This is a genomic window from Acinetobacter sp. ANC_7682 (assembly GCF_056779795.1).
Genome location: NZ_JBWYIQ010000001.1, coordinates 61,369 through 80,804, shown reverse-complemented (window position 1 = coordinate 80,804; position 19,436 = coordinate 61,369). Strand labels below are relative to the sequence as shown.

20 protein-coding genes and 1 riboswitch are annotated in these 19,436 nt (G+C 37.3%); of the genes, 12 read left to right on the top strand and 8 right to left on the bottom strand.

The window, feature by feature from the left end; translation table 11 throughout:
* Window positions 1-3: 3 nt before the first annotated feature.
* The 5 genes from clpS to rpiA all read right to left on the bottom strand — a co-directional run bounded on the left by clpS (window position 4) and on the right by rpiA (window position 4,424).
* On the bottom strand, window positions 4-417 hold the full coding sequence (gene clpS / locus AC1M9D_RS00385) for an ATP-dependent Clp protease adapter ClpS (protein ID WP_035263688.1): 414 nt from the start codon (window positions 415-417) through the stop codon (window positions 4-6).
* A 16-nt stretch (window positions 418-433) separates the two neighbouring features.
* A complete protein-coding gene (locus tag AC1M9D_RS00380; RefSeq protein ID WP_481592683.1) occupies window positions 434-1,183 on the bottom strand; it encodes a DUF6776 family protein in 750 nt (249 codons plus the stop codon).
* Between the two features lie 76 nt (window positions 1,184-1,259).
* Entirely contained in the window at window positions 1,260-2,309 is a 1,050-nt protein-coding gene (gene argC / locus AC1M9D_RS00375; RefSeq protein ID WP_481589944.1) for an N-acetyl-gamma-glutamyl-phosphate reductase, read from the bottom strand.
* 646 nt (window positions 2,310-2,955) lie between these two features.
* Window positions 2,956-3,639, bottom strand: coding sequence for a M48 family metallopeptidase (locus tag AC1M9D_RS00370; RefSeq protein WP_481592684.1), 684 nt, complete (start codon window positions 3,637-3,639; stop codon window positions 2,956-2,958).
* 113 nt (window positions 3,640-3,752) lie between these two features.
* Window positions 3,753-4,424 (bottom strand): ribose-5-phosphate isomerase RpiA, encoded by a 672-nt coding sequence (gene rpiA, locus AC1M9D_RS00365; protein WP_481591051.1) that lies wholly within the window; start codon window positions 4,422-4,424, stop codon window positions 3,753-3,755.
* 104 nt (window positions 4,425-4,528) lie between these two features.
* Here rpiA and ilvA point away from each other — a divergent pair, with 104 nt between their 5' ends.
* The 3 genes from ilvA (at window position 4,529) to AC1M9D_RS00350 (ending at window position 8,640) form a co-directional block, all read left to right on the top strand.
* Window positions 4,529-6,067 carry a threonine ammonia-lyase, biosynthetic gene (ilvA, locus tag AC1M9D_RS00360; RefSeq protein ID WP_092766363.1) on the top strand — a complete coding sequence of 513 codons (1,539 nt, stop codon included), beginning with the start codon at window positions 4,529-4,531 and terminating at the stop codon, window positions 6,065-6,067.
* Between the two features lie 567 nt (window positions 6,068-6,634).
* Complete coding sequence (locus tag AC1M9D_RS00355; protein ID WP_092766365.1) at window positions 6,635-7,291, top strand: potassium channel family protein; 657 nt, start codon at window positions 6,635-6,637, stop codon at window positions 7,289-7,291.
* Window positions 7,291-8,640 carry a TrkH family potassium uptake protein gene (locus tag AC1M9D_RS00350; RefSeq protein ID WP_035263851.1) on the top strand — a complete coding sequence of 450 codons (1,350 nt, stop codon included), beginning with the start codon at window positions 7,291-7,293 and terminating at the stop codon, window positions 8,638-8,640. Before AC1M9D_RS00355 ends, AC1M9D_RS00350 begins: the two co-directional genes overlap by 1 nt.
* Window positions 8,641-8,882: 242 nt before the next feature.
* On the opposite strand, the gene AC1M9D_RS00345 is transcribed toward AC1M9D_RS00350, so the two are convergent.
* Window positions 8,883-9,206 carry a hypothetical protein gene (locus tag AC1M9D_RS00345; protein WP_481592687.1) on the bottom strand — a complete coding sequence of 108 codons (324 nt, stop codon included), beginning with the start codon at window positions 9,204-9,206 and terminating at the stop codon, window positions 8,883-8,885.
* Between the two features lie 186 nt (window positions 9,207-9,392).
* Here AC1M9D_RS00345 and AC1M9D_RS00340 point away from each other — a divergent pair, with 186 nt between their 5' ends.
* The 5 genes from AC1M9D_RS00340 to AC1M9D_RS00320 all read left to right on the top strand — a co-directional run bounded on the left by AC1M9D_RS00340 (window position 9,393) and on the right by AC1M9D_RS00320 (window position 13,025).
* Window positions 9,393-10,292: a LysR substrate-binding domain-containing protein gene (locus tag AC1M9D_RS00340; protein ID WP_481611270.1), complete on the top strand. Its 900-nt coding sequence runs from the start codon at window positions 9,393-9,395 to the stop codon at window positions 10,290-10,292.
* Window positions 10,293-10,377: 85 nt separating this feature from the next.
* On the top strand, window positions 10,378-11,463 hold the full coding sequence (gene trmA, locus AC1M9D_RS00335) for a tRNA (uridine(54)-C5)-methyltransferase TrmA (protein WP_481597012.1): 1,086 nt from the start codon (window positions 10,378-10,380) through the stop codon (window positions 11,461-11,463).
* Window positions 11,464-11,705: 242 nt separating this feature from the next.
* Complete coding sequence (locus AC1M9D_RS00330) at window positions 11,706-11,939, top strand: hypothetical protein (RefSeq protein WP_035263705.1); 234 nt, start codon at window positions 11,706-11,708, stop codon at window positions 11,937-11,939.
* A 114-nt stretch (window positions 11,940-12,053) separates the two neighbouring features.
* A complete protein-coding gene (locus AC1M9D_RS00325; protein WP_481611269.1) occupies window positions 12,054-12,290 on the top strand; it encodes a hypothetical protein in 237 nt (78 codons plus the stop codon).
* Window positions 12,291-12,437: 147 nt separating this feature from the next.
* Window positions 12,438-13,025 (top strand): lecithin retinol acyltransferase family protein, encoded by a 588-nt coding sequence (locus AC1M9D_RS00320; protein WP_051586486.1) that lies wholly within the window; start codon window positions 12,438-12,440, stop codon window positions 13,023-13,025.
* A gap of 218 nt (window positions 13,026-13,243) precedes the next feature.
* Here the strand turns inward: AC1M9D_RS00320 and AC1M9D_RS00315 are convergent, their stop codons facing one another.
* Window positions 13,244-14,965 carry a glutamine--tRNA ligase/YqeY domain fusion protein gene (locus AC1M9D_RS00315; RefSeq protein ID WP_481611268.1) on the bottom strand — a complete coding sequence of 574 codons (1,722 nt, stop codon included), beginning with the start codon at window positions 14,963-14,965 and terminating at the stop codon, window positions 13,244-13,246.
* A 165-nt stretch (window positions 14,966-15,130) separates the two neighbouring features.
* Here AC1M9D_RS00315 and AC1M9D_RS00310 point away from each other — a divergent pair, with 165 nt between their 5' ends.
* From AC1M9D_RS00310 to nfsB, 4 genes are all read left to right on the top strand, one after another.
* A complete protein-coding gene (locus AC1M9D_RS00310; protein WP_035263711.1) occupies window positions 15,131-15,640 on the top strand; it encodes a peptidylprolyl isomerase in 510 nt (169 codons plus the stop codon).
* A gap of 117 nt (window positions 15,641-15,757) precedes the next feature.
* The gene (locus AC1M9D_RS00305; RefSeq protein WP_481611267.1) at window positions 15,758-16,489 is read left to right on the top strand and encodes a UDP-2,3-diacylglucosamine diphosphatase; all 732 of its coding nucleotides are present in this window, start codon (window positions 15,758-15,760) and stop codon (window positions 16,487-16,489) included.
* Between the two features lie 135 nt (window positions 16,490-16,624).
* Window positions 16,625-17,044 carry a hypothetical protein gene (locus AC1M9D_RS00300; protein ID WP_035263715.1) on the top strand — a complete coding sequence of 140 codons (420 nt, stop codon included), beginning with the start codon at window positions 16,625-16,627 and terminating at the stop codon, window positions 17,042-17,044.
* Window positions 17,045-17,157: 113 nt separating this feature from the next.
* Window positions 17,158-17,811, top strand: a complete 654-nt coding sequence (nfsB, locus tag AC1M9D_RS00295) for an oxygen-insensitive NAD(P)H nitroreductase (protein WP_179998114.1) — start codon at window positions 17,158-17,160, stop codon at window positions 17,809-17,811.
* 42 nt (window positions 17,812-17,853) lie between these two features.
* On the opposite strand, the gene AC1M9D_RS00290 is transcribed toward nfsB, so the two are convergent.
* Entirely contained in the window at window positions 17,854-19,098 is a 1,245-nt protein-coding gene (locus AC1M9D_RS00290) for a D-amino acid dehydrogenase (protein ID WP_481611266.1), read from the bottom strand.
* Window positions 19,099-19,237: 139 nt separating this feature from the next.
* Window positions 19,238-19,326: riboswitch (glycine riboswitch) on the bottom strand.
* Window positions 19,327-19,436: the final 110 nt, after the last annotated feature.

Sequence of the window (19,436 nt, the reverse complement as noted above, 5' to 3'; positions counted from 1 at the left end):
CCCTTATTCTTGTGGCTCGATCTGGCAAAGCAATGGATGACTTTGAGAGCGCGCATAATTGTTGACTTGATTCGCCTTGGTTTCAGCAATGTCTCTAGGATAGACACCTGCGATACCTTTCCCTTGATAATGTACTGTTAGCATTACTTCGGTAGCTTGGTCAAGATTCAATGCAAAGTATTGTTGTAAAATTTCAATTACAAAATCCATTGGCGTGTAATCATCATTCAACAATACCACATTGTATAAGGGAGGTCGCTTAAATTGCGGTGGTGCTGTTGCTACAGCTAAATCGCCATCGGCTTCATCATTTTGTGCATCACTCAATCTTGGATTGAAGTGCCAATCCACCAATCCAGATTGTTGAAATGATAATTTAATGTCATTGAGACATTTATGACGTTTATTACTTCGCATAGCACTCTATAATCTATTATTGAGAATTTGCCGCAGCTTGCGGTACTTCGGCTGCAAATGCAGCGGTTGATTCGATTGCTTCACCACGTTGCCAACTAAAGCGCTTGGTTTGAGCACTTGAGCCTTTTACACGGATTTCAATAAATTGGGGCGTAAAGCCTTTTGGCATCGTCCAACGACCAGTTAATCGCTGATAATGGTCGAAATTGAATGATTTTTCTGAAATTGGAACAACCAAGACTTCCGTACCTTGAATTAATCTGATTTCAATTTCACCAGATGCTTTACGTTTATTCGGACTGACTTGAACTAAATCAACCTGATATTCATATACATTTTCTGGAAGCGACTTAACAGCTAAATTTTGCACTGTTAAACTCAATCCACCACGTTGTCTCAGTACTTCTCGGAAAATCGCACTCTGACTTTCAATTTGAAGTTTTTCAGCGTTGGCTTGATTTAATGCAGCATACATATCGTTTGAGTTAGTTACAGCAACATCACGTTCTTGAACTGAGGTATTTAATTTCTTATTCAGCTCAGATAATTCTTTTTTTTGTTTTTCGACAACTTCAACCAATTGTTCCGCGTCAGCATCATAACCAACTACAGTTAGACCTTGACGATGACCAACCGTATAGCCCAGAAGTAAACTGCCTGCACATAAGATGATTCCACCCGCCATAAGGGGTTTATTCGATTGAAAAAAACCGATATTTTTTTCATCTTTATGCTGTGACGTATTATTTGATTCTGAGTTTTGCATCGTCATCTCTAATTTATAAAATCAAAACACACATTTAACTGCAAAGTTAAATGTGTGTGAAGTCAAAAAAGGTTTTTTATGGTAATAAACCAATCACGTTAAGGCCTGCATTTTCCGCAAATCCAAACATTAAATTCATGTTTTGAACAGCTTGTCCTGCTGCACCTTTCACCAAGTTATCTTGGGCAACTAAAATGACTAACTTTGTTGGTTGTGGTTTATACAACGCAATACGTAAATCATTTGATCCACGAACAGAACGAGTTTCTGGTGAACTTCCTGCCGGCATAACATCAACAAACTGCTCGTTTTGGTAGAACTGTTCGTAAATTACTTGCAAATCGGCTTGCTGACCTGCTTCTGTTAAGTCGATATATATTGTAGATAACATGCCACGAATCATCGGCACCAAATGCGGAACAAAAAGGATATTGTCAAATACACCTTTCTGTCCCGATATATTTTCAAGCGCTTCAACAATTTCAGGATGATGGCGATGCCCTGCAACACCGTAGGCTTTGAAGTTATCAGCATTTTCAGTATAGATCATGCCTAAACTTGCTTTGCGTCCAGCTCCAGATACACCAGATTTTGCATCAATAATAATACTTTCAGGTTTTACCAATACTTCTGAAGATCTCAGTACAGGCGCCAAACCAATTTGAACTGTCGTTGGATAACAACCAGGATTACCAATCACTTGAGCTTGTTTAATTTTTTCACGATTGAGCTCAGAAAGCCCATACACTGAATTTTTAAGTAGATCTGGACAAGCATGCTCCATACCGTACCATTTTTCAAATTGCGCTAAATCCTGCAAACGAAAGTCAGCGGCTAAATCGATTACTTTTGTATTCGCTGCTACTAATTCTTCAGCGTGTTTCATCGCTACACCATGTGGTGTCGCAAAAAACACAACATCGCAAGACTTTAATAAATCTAAGCTTAAATCTGAAAACTCTAGATCGGTATGACCACGTAAACTTGGAAACATATCATCGACACGACGACCAGCCTCAGTACGAGAAGTCAGTGCTTTCACTTGAACATTTGGGTGTCGCAGCAAAAGACGCAAAAGTTCAACGCCTGTATATCCTGTACCACCAACAATACCAACTGAAATCACGATATCTACCTCTAAATGACTGTATTCGTTACAGGCAGTAGTATGACAGGAACTTGTGACTTTCTGAACCCTTTCATATGGGAATGCTGTTATTTTATAAGTTTAATAATTTAGATGGCTCTGTTAAGCATCTAATAAAGTCTATCATGTGACTTCATTGATTTTCTTGCCAACTCAAATAGCATAAATACAGTGCAAATATAAACTCTGGGAGAGCAAAAAATACGATCGGATCCTGTTTCACAACAAAAGGAGTTACCCCCCATACCGAACATAACCCTCCACTCACGGAAAGCAATTTAGAAATCCTTTTTTGATTTATCCATAAAGTTGCCATAATCGATAATATCAACCACGCTATAGCCCCGCCAAAAAGCGATAAATAGTTCGTCCAATGATAGTGAATAGGATTAATCGGGTTCAGTAGAATATACATGAGGATGCTATAAAGCATTAAAGCAGGTACAGACAAAATTAGAATCAAAAAACACACACCAGTTCGTCTTATGAGCATATTAGAGACAAACTAACCAAACAGAGCAATCATGATAGCCAAAATTTAGAATACCAGTCGCCAAATCAGACTAATTGACTAGCGCTAAACAATTGATTTTTTAATATCGACAAAGCAATCCCAGCATAATAATTAATTATGCATCCACCAATATGGCAACGGCGTTATTTTTAATTTTTTTCGGTTAAGTTTAAAATCTGGATCATACTTCGCCACTTCCGCCCAAAACTGAGCACTATGATCAAAATGCTTTGTATGTGCTAATTCATGCACACAAACATAGCGTGTTATTTCCTGAGGAAAAAGCACCAAAGCACTATTCAACATAATATCATGACGTGCTGTACAACTTCCCCACCGCGTTTTTGGCTGACGAATCTTACAGCCATGATAAGCTAAACCACACTGATCAGATACTTGAGCCAGATATACAGGCAGATGCTGTTTAGCATAATCAATAACAAAGGCTTTTAAATATTGTTCAGGCTGACGATCACTCACACACAGCTCATTCATCACTGAATCAAACTTATAGTTGAATTTCTGCTGAATATATTGAATTTGAATAGGATTTTCTAAATTAAATAACTGTAAAGATAAAGGTAAAACGCGATCAATCTGTTGAATTTTACTTTGTTGTGCCTGCCAAGTTTGAACGATCCAAGCTTCTGAATCTTGAACAAACTGTTGTATTTGTTTATGGGTACAAAACCATGGCGCAGTCACACGAATTGACGTTCCATCTATACGTAGACGTAGTCTTTTCGATCGAATACTTTTGGTGATTTCAATATCAGGAAGGTCGGATAAAGTCATTGTTATTCTTTAATTATTAAATCCCCATCTCCCCCCTTTAAGAAAGGGGGAAGAAAAGCCCCTCTATTTAAAAAGAGGGAGTTTAGGGAGACTAGCTCGTCAAGGAGTTAAAATTAAATCGCTGTACGCTCTTCAATACCGTTGTTGGTCGCAACAATCGCAATGTCTGCTTTATTCAAAGCAAAGATACCGTTGCATACCACACCAGGGATATCATTCAATGTTTTTTCAAGCTCAAGTGCATTTAAGATATTTAAGTTATGCACGTCTAAAATCACGTTACCATTGTCGGTCACTACACCTTCACGGTACGCTGGGTCGCCACCTAAAGAGACAATTTTACGAGCCACAGCAGAACGTGCCATTGGAATCACTTCAACAGGAAGTGGAAAATCACGCCCCAACTGATCTACCCATTTAGAATCATCTACGATACAGACGAATTTTTTTGCAATCGATGCCACGATTTTTTCACGTGTCAATGCCGCACCACCACCTTTGATCATGTGCATATGACGATCAATCTCATCTGCACCATCTACATATGCATCAAGACCACCCACTGAGTTCATATCTACCACTTCAATACCCAGCTTCTTCAAACGCTGCGCAGTCGCTTCCGAACTTGCAACTGCGGCTTCTAATTGAAGTTCAGGAAGTAAATCAATCAAAAAGTTAACAGTACTGCCTGTGCCTACGCCTAAAATGCCCCCTTTCGGTAAGTGTTTTAAAGCTGCTTGTGCTGCTGCTTGTTTTTTCTCATCTTGGGTTGCATATAGACTCATGACTTCACTCAACTAATTTGGACTTTTGCAGTTATTTTAAACCGCTAAGCCTTATGGTTTGTTACAATAAGCGCCTATTTTAAACTGTTAGATGGAAAATTAACATGCTGTCTCGTTTGGTTCGACAAATTTTACAAGCAACGGTATACGACGTTGCTATCGAAACCCCACTCGAAGCGGCACCACGAATTAGTGAACGTCTTAACAATAATATTCGTTTTAAACGTGAAGACCTACAACCCGTATTCTCCTTCAAACTCCGCGGTGCCTATAACAGAATCAGCCAACTTCCTAAAGCTCAACTAGAACGAGGTGTCATTACCGCTTCTGCTGGTAACCATGCTCAAGGCGTAGCACTCTCAGGAAAAAAATTAGGAATTCGCGCGATTATTGTGATGCCCAAGACAACACCAGACATTAAAGTCCAAGCTGTAAAGCGTTTAGGTGGTGAAGTCGTACTTCATGGTGATTCTTTTGACATCGCAAATAAATACGCAATTCAACGTGCGCAAGAAGAAGGAATGACTTTTATTCCGCCTTATGACGATGAACTCGTTATGGCTGGTCAAGGTACAATTGCCAATGAAATTTTACGTCAATGGCGAGATGTGGATTATGTATTTGTTGCCGTTGGTGGTGGCGGTTTGATTGCAGGTGTTGCTGCTTACCTTGGTGATGTAGCACCGCATGTCAAAGTTATTCCTGTGGAATATGACGAGTCAGCTTGTTTAAAAGCTGCTTTAGAAGTAAATGAACGTGTGATTCTGCCTTCAGTTGGTTTATTCGCCGATGGTACAGCTGTGGCGCAAATCGGTGAAAAACCTTTCGAAGTGATTCGTCTGCAAAAATCTGACAATTCAGGTCCAATCGTAGAACCAGAAGTTGTTCTTGTGAATACTGATGAAATATGCGCAGCAATTAAAGACACCTATGATGAATGCCGTAGTATTGTTGAGCCATCAGGTGCGATGGCACTTGCTGGTATTAAAAAATATGTGGCTGAGCACGGCTTAGAAGGTAAAAACATCGTTTCAATTGTATGCGGTGCAAATATGAACTTTGACCGTTTACGTTATATTGCAGAACGAACTGAATTAGGTGAACGTAAAGAAGCTATTTTTGCTGTCACGATTCCTGAACAAAAAGGTGCATTCCTCAATTTCTGTCGTGCCCTTCAAGGTCGAAATATTACTGAATTCAACTACCGTTCAAGTAGTGCGACTGCAGCGCAAGTATTTGTTGGAATTAGTTTAAAAAGCGGCGAAAAAGAACGTCAAGAAATATTCGAGACATTAAAGTTTCAGTATGATGTGGATGACTTATCTGACGATGAAGTTGCCAAATTACATATTCGCTACCTGATCGGTGGTCATGCTGATATTGAAAATGAACGTTTATTCCGCGTTGAATTTCCTGAACGTCCAGGTGCATTATTAACATTCTTGGAACGTCTTGGTCCAACGCATAACATTACCCTGTTCCATTATCGTAATCATGGTGCGGCTGAAGGTCGTGTATTGGTTGGACTCGAAGCTGAAGATGCACAACAAAACCCTGATGGTTTAGTTGAAACGTTAGAAAGTATCAATTATCCATACGAAGAAATTACCAATAATCTTGGTTATCAACGTTTCCTCAAATAAAATCAATACAGCCTGTCATTTTGACAGGCTTTTTTAATTCAATAATTGATATACAATTAAAATCGAAAGATAGAAAAAACGATCACTTTAAAATTTTAGATATTAAGATAAATCATGCAAATATGGTTCAGTTTTGTAGTAATTCCTTTTCTCATGTGGATCATCTTTTCCGCACTTCTGTTTATTTCGAAATATCTATATCCTGAAGTTACCACCTTAAGCAAATCCCTCGAAGTTTTTATTTTTTTAGGTTATGCAGCACTCCCCTATATCATGTTGGGATTAGCACCTATTTATCGTTATCGTATGACGTTGATATATGATGGCAATTGTGCTCATGACAAGTTTCTTTCATGCTAACTTTATGATCGATCATATTCATTTAACTTATATTTACTTAGCACTTTCATGGACATTGATTTCAATTACGATTTACTATTTTTATAGTGATCACAAATAATCCTCAACAAATGAATTGAATCAACTCAGATCAACAAGATAAACTCACTCAAAGCGAAATTAAAATCAAATCATTACTTTCTGATCTTTAAAATTTTAGGATATTCAATGGCGCTATTTGCAGTAATTGGCTTAGGCAGCTTTGGTGGTACAGTTGCATTAGAACTCACTCAATTAAAACATGATGTGATTGGAATCGATACTGAAAAAAAATACGTTGAAAATATCTCTGATAACATCAGTCATGCTGTCATCGCCGATGCCACAGATGAACATGTACTTCGAGAACTGAATGTACAGAATTGCGATGCCGTCGTTGTCGCAATTGGAGAAGATATTGAGGCCAGTATTCTATGTGTCCTCAACCTTAAAAATTTAGGCGTAGAAAAAATCCTAGTAAAAGCAAAATCGAAAGCCCATCATATGATTTTGACGCATCTCGGTATTGGTCAAATTATTCATCCAGAAGAAGACATGGGTATTCGCGTTGCACAATCATTAAGCTACCCAATGGTTAGACGCTATATGGCGTTGAATGATGACCGTTATATTGTCAAAGTGGAAGTGAGTGAAAAACTACAAGGTGTAGAATTTAAAGATATCATGGAGCACAGCGACGGCGTACAAACATTACTATTACAACGTGGCACACATGTAATTTATGACATCGCACCTGGTACATTGCTGCAAAAAAATGACATTTTAATTGTTGAAGGTCCTGTCAATCTTCTACGTAAACTCTCATCGAGATTTATTTCGAAATGATGAAATTTTATGATCAATTGATCAATAAAAAAACGCAAAGTATTAATTTGAGTCCACCAAGTTTGCTTGCTTTGGGCTTTCTCAGTTTTATTATCATTGGAACATTACTGCTAAAACTTCCCTTTGCACACGAAGGAAATGTCTCTTGGCTAGAAGCCTTATTTACCGCCACGTCTGCTGTGACAATTACGGGACTTTCTGTGGTCAATATTGGCGAGGCATATACGACTTTTGGTCAGTTCATCATTATGCTACTCATCCAATGTGGTGGCTTAGGATTCATGACTTTCGCAATTTTGGCTGCTTTGAGCCTTTCCACTAAACTTGGTTTAAAGCAACAAGTGATGGCTCAAGAAACAATTGGTCAAACCAGTTTAGCAAGGGCCTCGTTCACTGTTAAAGCCGTCTTATTGTATTCTCTATTTTTTGAAGGGATTGGAACATTCATCCTGACATTTACGTGGCTTCAATACTACGATTTTAGTGATGCCCTGTTTTATGCAGCCTTTTACAGTATCTCAGCATTTAATAATGGTGGTTTCTCTCTTTTTCCAGACAGTTTAATGAGTTTTTCAGGCCAATATGCTGTAACTCTGACCATCAGCATGTTGTATATCATTGGTGGAATAGGTTTTGTGGTACTTATGGATATCAAACGCGCTCATAAGTGGAAAAAACTCTCAACCAACAGCAAACTGATTCTTTCTACTATCGCGGGACTCAATCTATTTGCCTTTATTATGATTTGGTGTTTAGAAGCAAATAATCCATTGACCCTCGCCCCAATGTCAATTGGAGACCAAGCATTAAATGCTTGGTTTCATGCCACAGTACCACGATCCTCTGGATTTAATAGTATTGATATGGCCAGTATGAGTGATCCAGCAACCTTGGTGACTATGCTATTAATGTTTATTGGAGGCGGATCTTTAAGTACTGCTGGTGGTATTAAAGTAGGTACATTTATTATTGTTGTATTGAGTGTGATCACGTTTTTGAGACGAGCTGACGAAGTCACTGTTTTTAAACACTCGATTCCCGCAACGGTCACCTATAAAGCTCTTGCGGTCATTAGCATAACTGCTATGCTCATTTTCATTGGTTTCTTTACGCTGTTAATTTTAGAGCCTAATAAACGTTTTCTAGATTTACTATTTGAAGCTGTTTCCGCGGCTTGTACAGTCGGATTATCTAGAGGTATTACTTCAGAATTACAACCTGCAAGTTTATATATGCTCATGATACTGATGTTTGCGGGTCGTCTCGGTCCTTTGACATTAGCATATTTAATTGCAACCCCTAAAAAAAGCAGGTTGAGTCATCCTAATGCTGAAATCCAAGTGGGTTAGATAGAATTCACTTGGATCTAAGGTGAAGTTGATCGATAAAACACGAACCAATCCAAAAGTAGATCAGATGTTTATAGCCATAAGTGCATTTTATGATAGCCGTGATTTATTAATTCAAAGCATTGAACTTATCATGAATTAACACAAACTTAGAACTTTGCAATCAATAACCCAATACAAAGAAATTAAAAGACTCAAGGTAACTCCAAGTCTTTTCACCATATGCGTGTGATTAAAAAAAATTATGATTGGAAACCAATATAACGATTGAGGTTTTCGACACCCAATGCAACTTTATAAATTTTAAACTGAGCTAAATCAGAACGTGTAATCTCAGTAAACACATCCGAGTTTTCATCATCTGCATGAATTTCATCTACTGTGCGAGGCATAGTTGCTTCAAATTCATCTGAAATAAATTCAAATCCCAAGTCCATAGCAATAAACAATGTATGATCACAAGGTTGAATATATTGCTCTTCATTCCAGTCGATAACAGCGTGTTGACAATGCGGGCACTGTACATTTTCTTGAGGATCTTGAAGTTCAATTGTTGTATAAGCCATGTCAACCTTAAGTATTACGTGCTATAAAACATAAGTTTAACCATTGCTTTTAGATTTTTAAATAGCCTTCTTTATTCATTACTACATATAACAACCTTAGATTTTAGAGAAAACACAGCAACTCAATTGACTATTCAGAACAATAATGTATTTTTTAACAAAACGTCGCATATATGGAATGAATCCATGCTTTCAGATTTAGATGATTTTTATTGCTTTGCCCTTGTTGTCGAACATGGTGGTTTTAGCGCTGCCGAGCGAGCAACTGACATTCCCAAATCAAAATTGAGTCGACGTGTTTATAATTTAGAAGAAAATCTCGGTGTAAGGCTTATTCAACGTAGTTCACGTCATTTTGCTGTCACTGATATTGGGATGAACATTTATCGCCATGCGCAAGTAATGATGAATGCTGCCCAATCTGCTCATGATTTGGTAGATCATTTAAGTGAACAACCAAGAGGCTTAATTCGTGTCAGTTTACCCGTATCAATTGCCCAGCATGAAATGACCAAAATACTGCCAAATTTCCTTAAGCAGTATCCTGAAATCAAAGTTCAATTGATGGTTACTAATCGACGTGTCGATATCATCAATGAAGGAATTGATTTAGCGCTTCGTGTTCGCTCAAGTTTGGATGATGACCCAAGTTTGGTCATTCGAAAATTTGAAAATATTGAACAACATCTTTTCGCCAGCCAGGCTTATCTCAATGAATTTGGATCTATCAAAAAACCTGAAGAAATCTCAAATCATCGAATATTAAGTATGGTTGATGAACATACTGATCAACAACTCGTACTACATGATTCAAACAACAAATCGATTAAAGTCAAAGTGAGTCCAGTCGTGATGGGCTCTGACTTACTTATGCTTGCACAACTTGCAAGTGACAATTGTGGGGTAGCATTACTCCCAGACAGTATTGTTGAAGATTATATTAAAGATGGGCGTCTTGTTAAGGTTCTGCCTAACTGGAATGCACCACACGGTATTTTTCATGTGGTTTACCCTTCTCGCCGTGGTTTATTACCAGCTGTACGTGTGTTCATCGACTACTTAGTTGAGCACCTCACCAAAAGATAGTCACAACAGCACAAAGATTTAGAAGAATGTTGGCTTATTATTTGCTACCATTCACTCTGCTTTGTGCTAGTTTTTTTAGATTTTTATGACTTCTATTTATCAACAACAACTTGATGCAAAAATTGAACGTATCCGCAATCAATTTGCTGAATATCAACCACCTGAACTAGAAGTTTTTTCATCTCCTGAAAAACATTTCCGTATGCGAGCTGAGTTCCGTATTTGGCATACAGAAGATGATATGTTTTATGCCATGTTTGAACGCACGGAAGATGGTATTCAAAAGAAAGTTGTACGTGTTGATGAGTTTCCAATCGCGGATAAATCTATTAATGATTTAATGCCAGTTCTCCTGTCTGAACTAAAATCAAATGCAGTGCTCTCTAAGCGTCTGTTTGAAGTACATTTTCTTTCAACGTTGAACGGTGAAATGCTGGTTTCATTGATTTATCGTTGTCCGCTTGATCAAGACTGGGAACAACTAGCAAAAAATTTATCTTCAAAACTCAATATTAAGATTATTGGTCGCAGCCGTGGTCAAAAAATTGTATTGACGGATGAATATGTAGTTGAAGAATTACAAGTATTTGACCGTAAATTCAAATATAAGCAAATTGAAAGTAGCTTCACGCAACCTAATGCGCAAGTTTGTCAAAAAATGCTGGAGTGGGCATGTAATGCAGCTCAAACCAGTGATAAAGATCTTTTAGAGCTTTATTGCGGTAATGGTAATTTTACCCTTCCATTATCGCTAAAGTTTAATCGCGTTCTAGCAACGGAACTGGCTAAATCATCAGTTTATGCAGCGCAATGGAATATTGAGCAAAATCAAATTAATAATATTCAAGTTGCTCGCCTTTCAGCTGAAGATTTTACCTTAGCATTCAATGCAGAACGTGAGTTTAGACGTTTACAAGAAGCCAATATTGATATTCAAAGTTATGACTTCGATACTGTATTTGTAGATCCACCTCGTGCAGGCATTGATGATGATACCTTGAAGCTGCTTCAACGCTTTAACCGTATTATTTATATTTCATGCAATCCAGATACTTTGCACGACAATTTAAAGATGTTATCGGAAACTCATAAAATCACTAAATTTGCGCTGTTCGATCAATTTCCTTATACCCACCATGTCGAGTCAGGCGTTCTTTTAGAGAAAATTTAAACAATTTATTTCTTACTAAATGGACAGTTCTTACACTGTCCATTTTTTATGCTTTTTGAATTTCACTTAAAAATCATATGAATAAAGAAAAATTTAATTTTTCAATGTCATAATTTCGTTAAACTTTAGGTTTATCATCGAAATATTTATTTTAAAATGTGCCTTAAATCACGATTACAAACTTGCATTAAATTTTAAATCGACTATATTTCGACCTATCTTTGGTTGCAAATGAAGGCTCTATGAGTTTTTGGCAAAAGCTGTTTTCATCAGATTCGCAGCAGAACGAGCATAAAAATCAAATTGCTTGTGTTGAAAATGATTGTTCATGTAAGACTAACGATCAGTTGATCGAGGCTTTACAAAAGGCATCAGATGAAGATGTAATCCGCGGAATCAAAAAAGTTCTTATTTCGCGTGGCTATTCAAAAAAAGATCTTACTGATTTATTGAGTAACAAAATCACCCTTCAGTAAAGAAAAAAAGCACTGCATAGACAGTGCTTTTTTTATGATAAATTTTCTGTTCAATTTAAAAATGTTCAATTAAGATAAGCTCATAGGATAATTAAAAATACATTTGGGGATTCAATGAAAAATATTCTATTCATTATTTTAGGGGCGACTTTCATATCGCTTAGTGGTTGTAATAAGCTACCTTCAGCATGTGAGGAAGTTTGGGGCAACATTGAAAAATTAGCGAAAGAGAGCGGTATTCCTCAAACTGCCATAGATCGTCAAAAAATCGAGTTTGAAGAGCAAATTAAACAGCTTCCTAAAGAAGATGCAATTAAAAATTGTAAAGCACAAAATGCTTTCTTCTCATAACTTCATTTGAGTTGAATAAAAAATTTAGGCACCTTTTTTAGGGTGCTTATATTGTATTTATACGTCATTATTTATTTCCAATTCGGTTATACTGTGGACTCTCTTTCAATAAATGTACATCTGTAAAGTTATTGGAATATTTTATAAATGCGGCATAAACACGTCAAAACATTCCCTCTTGGTGCTCACTTAATTGTTAAGCATTTTGGTTATTCACATCATGGTATTTATGTGGGTAAGGGTCGTGTTATTCATTATTCAGGTTTTGCTCATCTCTTTAAAAAACATCCGATCGAAATTACATCTCTGCAAAAATTTGCACATGGCAAAAAAATTACGATTCGGCATTATAGCACCCCCAAATATTCAGGTCGTGCTGTCGTAAGACGAATGCGCTCTCGAATGCATGAAAATAACTATCATCTCATTATTAATAATTGTGAACACTTATGTTCTTGGGCGATCACGGGCATCGAAAGTAGTCCACAAGTCATCAAAATGATGAATAGACTCACCACTATTGGTTATATCAGCTCACTCATGAGCTACTTAAATAGTCTTCTTTTAACTTTAGCAACCACCTGTTTTGCTTTGGTATTTTATATTAAGAAAAAGTTAAATGATCAGCGCAAACTGAAAGGCCCTGTGTATATCGCTTTACAGCAGCATCAGAAACTAAAGCAAAAAAAAGCCCCGCTTAAGCAGGGTTTCGAGGAAAACAAAGTTTCAAATTAACCTTTCGGTTGAATTAAATATGCGCTTGAAAATTCAAATAGTCAAATATATATTTGAAATATAATGTTATTTTAGTTTTTATTTATAACTTATTAAATTATTCTTAAATACTCACCTTTATCTAATCATATGAATTTAATCACAAAAATTAATTATTAACCTAAATTTGAATAAAAAAAAGCCTGAATCAATCAGGCTTTTTTTGATATTACCAAACTTTATTTTGCAGGCTTAAAACTGTCTTTTAAATCCAAAATACGGTTAAAGACAGGTTTTTCAACAGTATGATCAAATTGATCAGCGACAAAATAACCTTCACGTTCGAATTGGAATCGATCTTCAGGTTTCGCTTGAGCTAAAGCAGGCTCAATTACCGCTTGAACAATTTTTAGAGAATCTGGATTTAAATTCGCTAAGAAATCATCGTCCGCATCAGGTGCGGCTTCAGTAAATAGACGATCATAAATACGAACTTCAGCAGGAATCCCTTTATTTGCAGATACCCAATGAATAACACCTTTGACTTTACGACCTTCTGGATTCTTACCTAAAGTATGCGGATCGATAGAGCATTTAAGTTCAACAACTTCGCCATTTTCATCCTTAATCACTTCATCACATTTAATCACATAAGCATGACGTAAACGGACTTCACCACCAGGAATTAAGCGTTTAAACCCTTTAGGCGGCTCTTCCTCAAAATCTTTACGATCAATATACAATTCAGAAGTCAGTGGAATTACACGATCACCCATATCAACATTTGGATGGCGTGCGTGTGTTAAATCCATATCCTCTGGAAGGTTGGTCAATGTCACTTTAAGAGGATTCAATACCGCCATACCACGTGCAGCAGTATTTTCTAATGATTGTCGAATGCAGAATTCAAGCATTGCAACATCGACAATACCATCAGTTTTAGATACGCCCACACGCTTACAGAAATCACGTAAGCCTTCTGGAGTAAAGCCACGACGACGCATTCCCACGACTGTAGGCATACGTGGATCATTCCAACCATTGACGTAACCACCTTCGACCAGCTTACGTAATTTACGTTTTGAGGTGATGGTGTAATCAACATTCAAACGGCTTGATTCGTACTGGCGTGGAACTGCTGGAGAATTTACCTTAGCGACAACCCAATCATAGAACGGGCGATGGTCTTGGAATTCAAGCGTACATAACGAGTGCGTAATGCCTTCAATCGCATCAGACAAAGGATGAGCATAGTCATACATTGGATAGATTTTCCACGTATCGCCTGTTTGATGATGCTCAGAATGTAAAACACGGTAAAGAATTGGATCACGCATATGTACGTTCGGTGATGCCATATCAATCTTGGCACGAAGTACTGCTTGGCCTTCTCCAAGCTCACCATTACGCATTTGTTCAAAACGTGCTAAGTTTTCTTCAACCGTTGCATCACGTTGCGGAGAATTTTTACCTGGTTCTACAAAATTTCCACGATTCAGCTTAATTTCTTCAGGAGATTGCAAATCGACATATGCATCACCTTGTTTAATTAATTGAATCGCCCATTGATACAATTGATCAAAGTAACTTGATGCGTAGCGTGGTTCACCATTCCAGTCGAAACCGAGCCATTTAACATCGTTCACAATACCATCTACATATTCTTGTTCTTCTGCATCTGGATTTGTATCGTCAAAACGAAGATTACATAAACCAGAAAATTCTTCTGCAATACCAAAATTCAGGCAAATCGCTTTAACATGTCCAATGTGTAAATAACCATTAGGCTCTGGTGGAAAGCGCGTCACGACTTTATCTGTACGCCCTGCTGCAAGATCTTCTGTAATTACTTGACGTACAAAGTCTAAGCCCGGTTGTTGTTCTTGCTGCGCAGCATCGACTGATGGATTGTTAGTCGTCGGGGTATTTGGCAGGGATGAAACAACATCATTCGGCTTCATAGTTGATAAATCACTTCTATAAGATAAAATAGGATAATTAAAACGCTATCTTCATATTATTAACAAAGAAAATAACGTTTTTGCTTGCCTTGTAGTTTACAGTTTGCTTATGCTTCTCTCAACCACAAACCCATGGCTTTTTGTCCATGATCAGGAGATTATAGAATGAGTTTTCCTCAAGTCGAATTAAACACCAATAAAGGACGTATTGTTCTAGAGCTTAACTCTGAAAAAGCACCTAAAACTGTTGCTAACTTTTTAGAGTACGTTCGTGATGGTTTTTATGATGGCGTAATTTTCCACCGTGTAATTGACGGTTTCATGATCCAAGGCGGTGGCATGGATGAAAACTTCAAAGAAAAAGCAACTCGCGATTCTATTGAAAATGAAGCTGACAACGGTTTAAGCAATGACGAAGGTACGATTGCCATGGCACGTACTCAAGCTCCTCACTCAGCATCTGCACAATTCTTCATTAACGTGAAAAACAATGCTTTCCTTAACCATACGGGTAAAACAGCTCAAGGCTGGGGTTATGCAGTATTTGGTAAAGTTGTAGAAGGTATGGACGTTGTTAATGAAATCAAAGGCGTTCGCACTGGTAACCGTGGCTACCACGCTGACGTTCCACTAGAAAACGTTGTGATCGAATCTGCTAAAATTATCTCTGAATAAAAAACCTACCCCTTAACTTATTAAGTTTTCAAGCACTGCTTTAAAACGAATATCATGTTCAAGGGATTGTTTCCCCATCTAAAGTTGATGGGGATGTAGGCAAATAAGGAATATTAAGTGACCTATCTGTTTATTTCAGATTTACACCTGTCACCTGAACACCCTCGACTCGTTCGAGGGTTTTTAGATTTATTAGATCATTATCAAGACCAGCAAACCCAACTCTATATTTTAGGTGATTGGTTTAATGCATGGATTGGTGATGACTATAGAGCTCCTTGGCTCGATGAAATCGTTGAACGCTTAAAAAGATTTACTGCTCAGGGAAATCAAGTTTTATTTTCTGTCGGCAATCGTGATTTTGCGCTGAATCAAATTTTTTTAAATAAATTTGGTGGCATCTTATTGTCCGAAGTCTCTAACTTAAGAATAAATGACGTCCAAATTCGTATAGAACATGGTGATTCACTATGTACAGACGATGTCGCCTATCAACGTTTTAAAAAAATAATCAGAAATCCACTCATCATTTGGATACTGCGGAATACCCCACTTTCTTTTCGTACTCAACTTGCAAATGGATTTAGAAAAAAAAGCCATGAATCAAAAGAATTTAAATCTTATGATGTCATGGATGTAAATCAAGATGCTGTCCACGATGCATTGAAAGAAGTTGATTTACTAATTCATGGTCATACGCATCGCCCTCAAATCCATATCTCTCAAGATAAAAGAAGAATTGTTTTAGGCGACTGGCGTTTGGATCAAGCTCAAATTTTGGAAATTAATCAATCGAAATTCTCTAAGCAGTCAATCAATGATCTGACACTGAAAACATGGTCTTATTAGTTCCTCTATTTTTATAATGATCTCATCAACCTTTAAATTGAAATTTCACTCAATGTTTGAATATTAATCAGTATGTTTTGCTTTAAGTTTTTTTGCATATGATAATAACGACTCAATTCAATTCGTGAGTTTGTCATGTCTAATTTCAGTAATATTACTGTTCAACACCATGAAGATGATAAAGTGTCATTATTAATCGATGGTAAAGCAATCTCTGAACGTTATGATGTACGCCTAGATGCCACAATTATTGATGAACTCAAAAATCTTGCTGATGGCGCCGCATTGACAATCTTTGAACAATTTATATTTTCCCATCAAGATCTCAACTTTGAGCATTCATATCAATATGTGACTAACATCGTAAACCATAATAACGATTACGAATTGATCACCCACCTTGTCTACAAAATTAAGGCCGCAGACCAAGCACCGATCGAACATAATATCAGCAAGAATGGTCAACCTATGACTGAAGAAGATGTACGCGCATTTATCAACCAACAAATTGCAATGTCATTAGAAAAATATACTGATTTAAAATATGCCTATTGATTTAAAGACAAGTCAGATTTTTCATATCATTTAGCATCAACTATAGAAAATATTTAAGTTCAGAGTCATTTAAAATTTTTAGATGAATATATTGTGAATAATCGGAGGATAATATGGATTTGTTAAACATCTCCCAATCTCGCTACACCACCAAAGCATACGATTCTTCAAAAAAGATCCCTCAAGAAAAGTTTGAAAAATTATTGGAATCTTTAAGGCTCGCACCTTCGTCTATCAATATTCAACCGTGGCATTTCTTTGTCATCGAAACTGATGAAGCCAAACAGCGCATTGCTAAAGCACTGGTTGGTAAGTATGTTTATAATGCACCCAAAGTACTTGAATCTTCACACACAATTCTGTTTTGTACGCATAAAGACATTACAGACTCTCATCTAGATCAATTATTAAATCAAGATGAAATCAGTGGTCGTTTTAAAGATGACCAAGCAAAACAAGCTCAAAAAGATACGCGCTTAGGCTATGTTGATTATTATCGCAACGAAAAAGGCGATATCCAGCGCTGGTCTGAAAATCAAACTTTTATTGCACTTGGGCAAACCTTATTTGCTGCAGGTTTAGAAGGTATCGATGCCACTCCAATTGGAGGATTCGATGAAAAAATTATCGCTGAAGAGTTAAATCTTGACGCAAAAGGCCTGATTCCGTCAGTGCTATTGGCACTTGGTTATCGAAGTGAAAAAGATTTTAATGCCAAATTACCTAAATCTCGTTTGAATGCAGATCAAGTTTTCACTCGACTATAAATGTATTTGCCACAATAGTTTTCATACTATTGTGGCTTTTCATTAAGCCGCTATTTTCTGTGAAATTTCTAAACTGATCATTGCAGCAGTTGCAGCTGACAGCGTCCAACCCAGATGCCCATGACCGGTATTATAAAAGACTCTCGGATGCTTCCCTTGTCTTACCACTGGCATCATATTCGGCATCATCGGTCTTAATCCAGCCCAAGGGACACAATGCTCAGTTGAAATATCAAAATTACGATTCACCCAATGAACCAAAGGTTGTATGCGATCCATACGGATGTCTCGGTTATAGCCATTAAATTCTGCAGTACCAGCAATTCTTAAACGATCTCGACCTAATCTCGACGTCACAATTTTTGCACTTTCATCCAATAAACTTACCCAGGGTGCATGTTGTTGGCTATGTTCATCATTCAACTGAACTGTAATCGAGTACCCTTTCACTGGATAAACATTGACACGATCTCCAGCCTGTTGTGCTAAATGATAGCTTCCAACTCCACCACAAATGACCATTGCATCAGCTTGAATAAATCCATCGGGTATATCTCTACTTTTAGGATCACAAGCGCGATATTTAGCTGAAACTTGTTCTGTTGAATGATCCAGATTTAAATCTTCAACTTCTACACCGTATAAAAATTTCCCACCTTTATTCGCCACCACTTGGGCTAAATGCGTGGTGTATTTGTGTATATCTCCTGTGGCATCGCCAGGACAATAAAAACCACCGTAATATTCTCCCTTCAAACTTGGTTCAATACTGTGAATTTCTCCATTTGTAACAGCGTGACGCTCTAATCCACCTTTGCATAACAAATCATTCACTCTTATTGCGACATCATAATCCTGCTGATTATGATAAAAGTGCAAAATTCCACGCTTTACCAAATCAAATTGAATATTTTCTTTCTGTGCAATTTCAAACAGCCGTTTTCTTGCCAATAATGCCAGTCTTACCGTTTCTTGTGTGTTGGCTTCGTAGTGTTTGATATTACCCATAAATTCAATCAGCCAAGCGTATTTATGCAAATCAAAAGATGGGTTGAGTAATAATGGTGCATCTTTTTGGGTCATCCATTTGATACCCTTCAGTACCGTTGCTTTCTGATTCCACACCTCTGCATTACATGCAGAAAGTTGACCTCCGTTCGCAAATGAAGTCTCCATTGCTGGATATAAGTTTTTATCCAAAATCGTGACTTGATAACCAAGTTCTAATAATTCGTAGGCAGTGGTTATTCCTGTAATGCCAGCACCAATCACCATAATATGTGACATAAAAGCTCCTTGAAAATTTTATATTTTCAATGCCCCATCTGTCACGGTACCTGAGAGCTTCGGAAATCTTCATGACATATGAATTTTTCCATCCCCTTCGGTGAGTCTAAACATCATTAGACTTCTCTCCAGATGATTGAGAATAATTACAGTCCTTTTGCCTGAGAGATTCCGGGGTCGTTGCTCCTTCGGCGGATCTACAGAAGACCTCTCTCTTGCAATATTCGTTTAATTCTTATTCAACAATTAATATGCCATAGTTAATTTTTTTATACATCTACGAGAATCAATTTTAAAAAATATTTTTATAAAAAAGGATCACCAAGTAGAAGACAACA

Coding starts and splice junctions, on each gene's coding strand:
- ilvA (WP_092766363.1), top strand. CDS start 4,529: ATGCTGTCTCGTTTGGTTCGACAAATTTTACAAGCAACGGTATACGAC.
- clpS (WP_035263688.1), bottom strand. CDS start 417: ATGCGAAGTAATAAACGTCATAAATGTCTCAATGACATTAAATTATCA.
- AC1M9D_RS00350 (WP_035263851.1), top strand. CDS start 7,291: ATGAAATTTTATGATCAATTGATCAATAAAAAAACGCAAAGTATTAAT.
- AC1M9D_RS00300 (WP_035263715.1), top strand. CDS start 16,625: ATGTCTAATTTCAGTAATATTACTGTTCAACACCATGAAGATGATAAA.
- AC1M9D_RS00355 (WP_092766365.1), top strand. CDS start 6,635: ATGGCGCTATTTGCAGTAATTGGCTTAGGCAGCTTTGGTGGTACAGTT.
- AC1M9D_RS00380 (WP_481592683.1), bottom strand. CDS start 1,183: ATGCAAAACTCAGAATCAAATAATACGTCACAGCATAAAGATGAAAAA.
- AC1M9D_RS00370 (WP_481592684.1), bottom strand. CDS start 3,639: ATGACTTTATCCGACCTTCCTGATATTGAAATCACCAAAAGTATTCGA.
- AC1M9D_RS00290 (WP_481611266.1), bottom strand. CDS start 19,098: ATGTCACATATTATGGTGATTGGTGCTGGCATTACAGGAATAACCACT.
- rpiA (WP_481591051.1), bottom strand. CDS start 4,424: ATGAGTCTATATGCAACCCAAGATGAGAAAAAACAAGCAGCAGCACAA.
- AC1M9D_RS00310 (WP_035263711.1), top strand. CDS start 15,131: ATGAGTTTTCCTCAAGTCGAATTAAACACCAATAAAGGACGTATTGTT.
- AC1M9D_RS00345 (WP_481592687.1), bottom strand. CDS start 9,206: ATGGCTTATACAACAATTGAACTTCAAGATCCTCAAGAAAATGTACAG.
- AC1M9D_RS00325 (WP_481611269.1), top strand. CDS start 12,054: ATGAAAAATATTCTATTCATTATTTTAGGGGCGACTTTCATATCGCTT.
- AC1M9D_RS00315 (WP_481611268.1), bottom strand. CDS start 14,965: ATGAAGCCGAATGATGTTGTTTCATCCCTGCCAAATACCCCGACGACT.
- trmA (WP_481597012.1), top strand. CDS start 10,378: ATGACTTCTATTTATCAACAACAACTTGATGCAAAAATTGAACGTATC.
- AC1M9D_RS00340 (WP_481611270.1), top strand. CDS start 9,393: ATGCTTTCAGATTTAGATGATTTTTATTGCTTTGCCCTTGTTGTCGAA.
- nfsB (WP_179998114.1), top strand. CDS start 17,158: ATGGATTTGTTAAACATCTCCCAATCTCGCTACACCACCAAAGCATAC.
- AC1M9D_RS00320 (WP_051586486.1), top strand. CDS start 12,438: ATGCGGCATAAACACGTCAAAACATTCCCTCTTGGTGCTCACTTAATT.
- AC1M9D_RS00330 (WP_035263705.1), top strand. CDS start 11,706: ATGAGTTTTTGGCAAAAGCTGTTTTCATCAGATTCGCAGCAGAACGAG.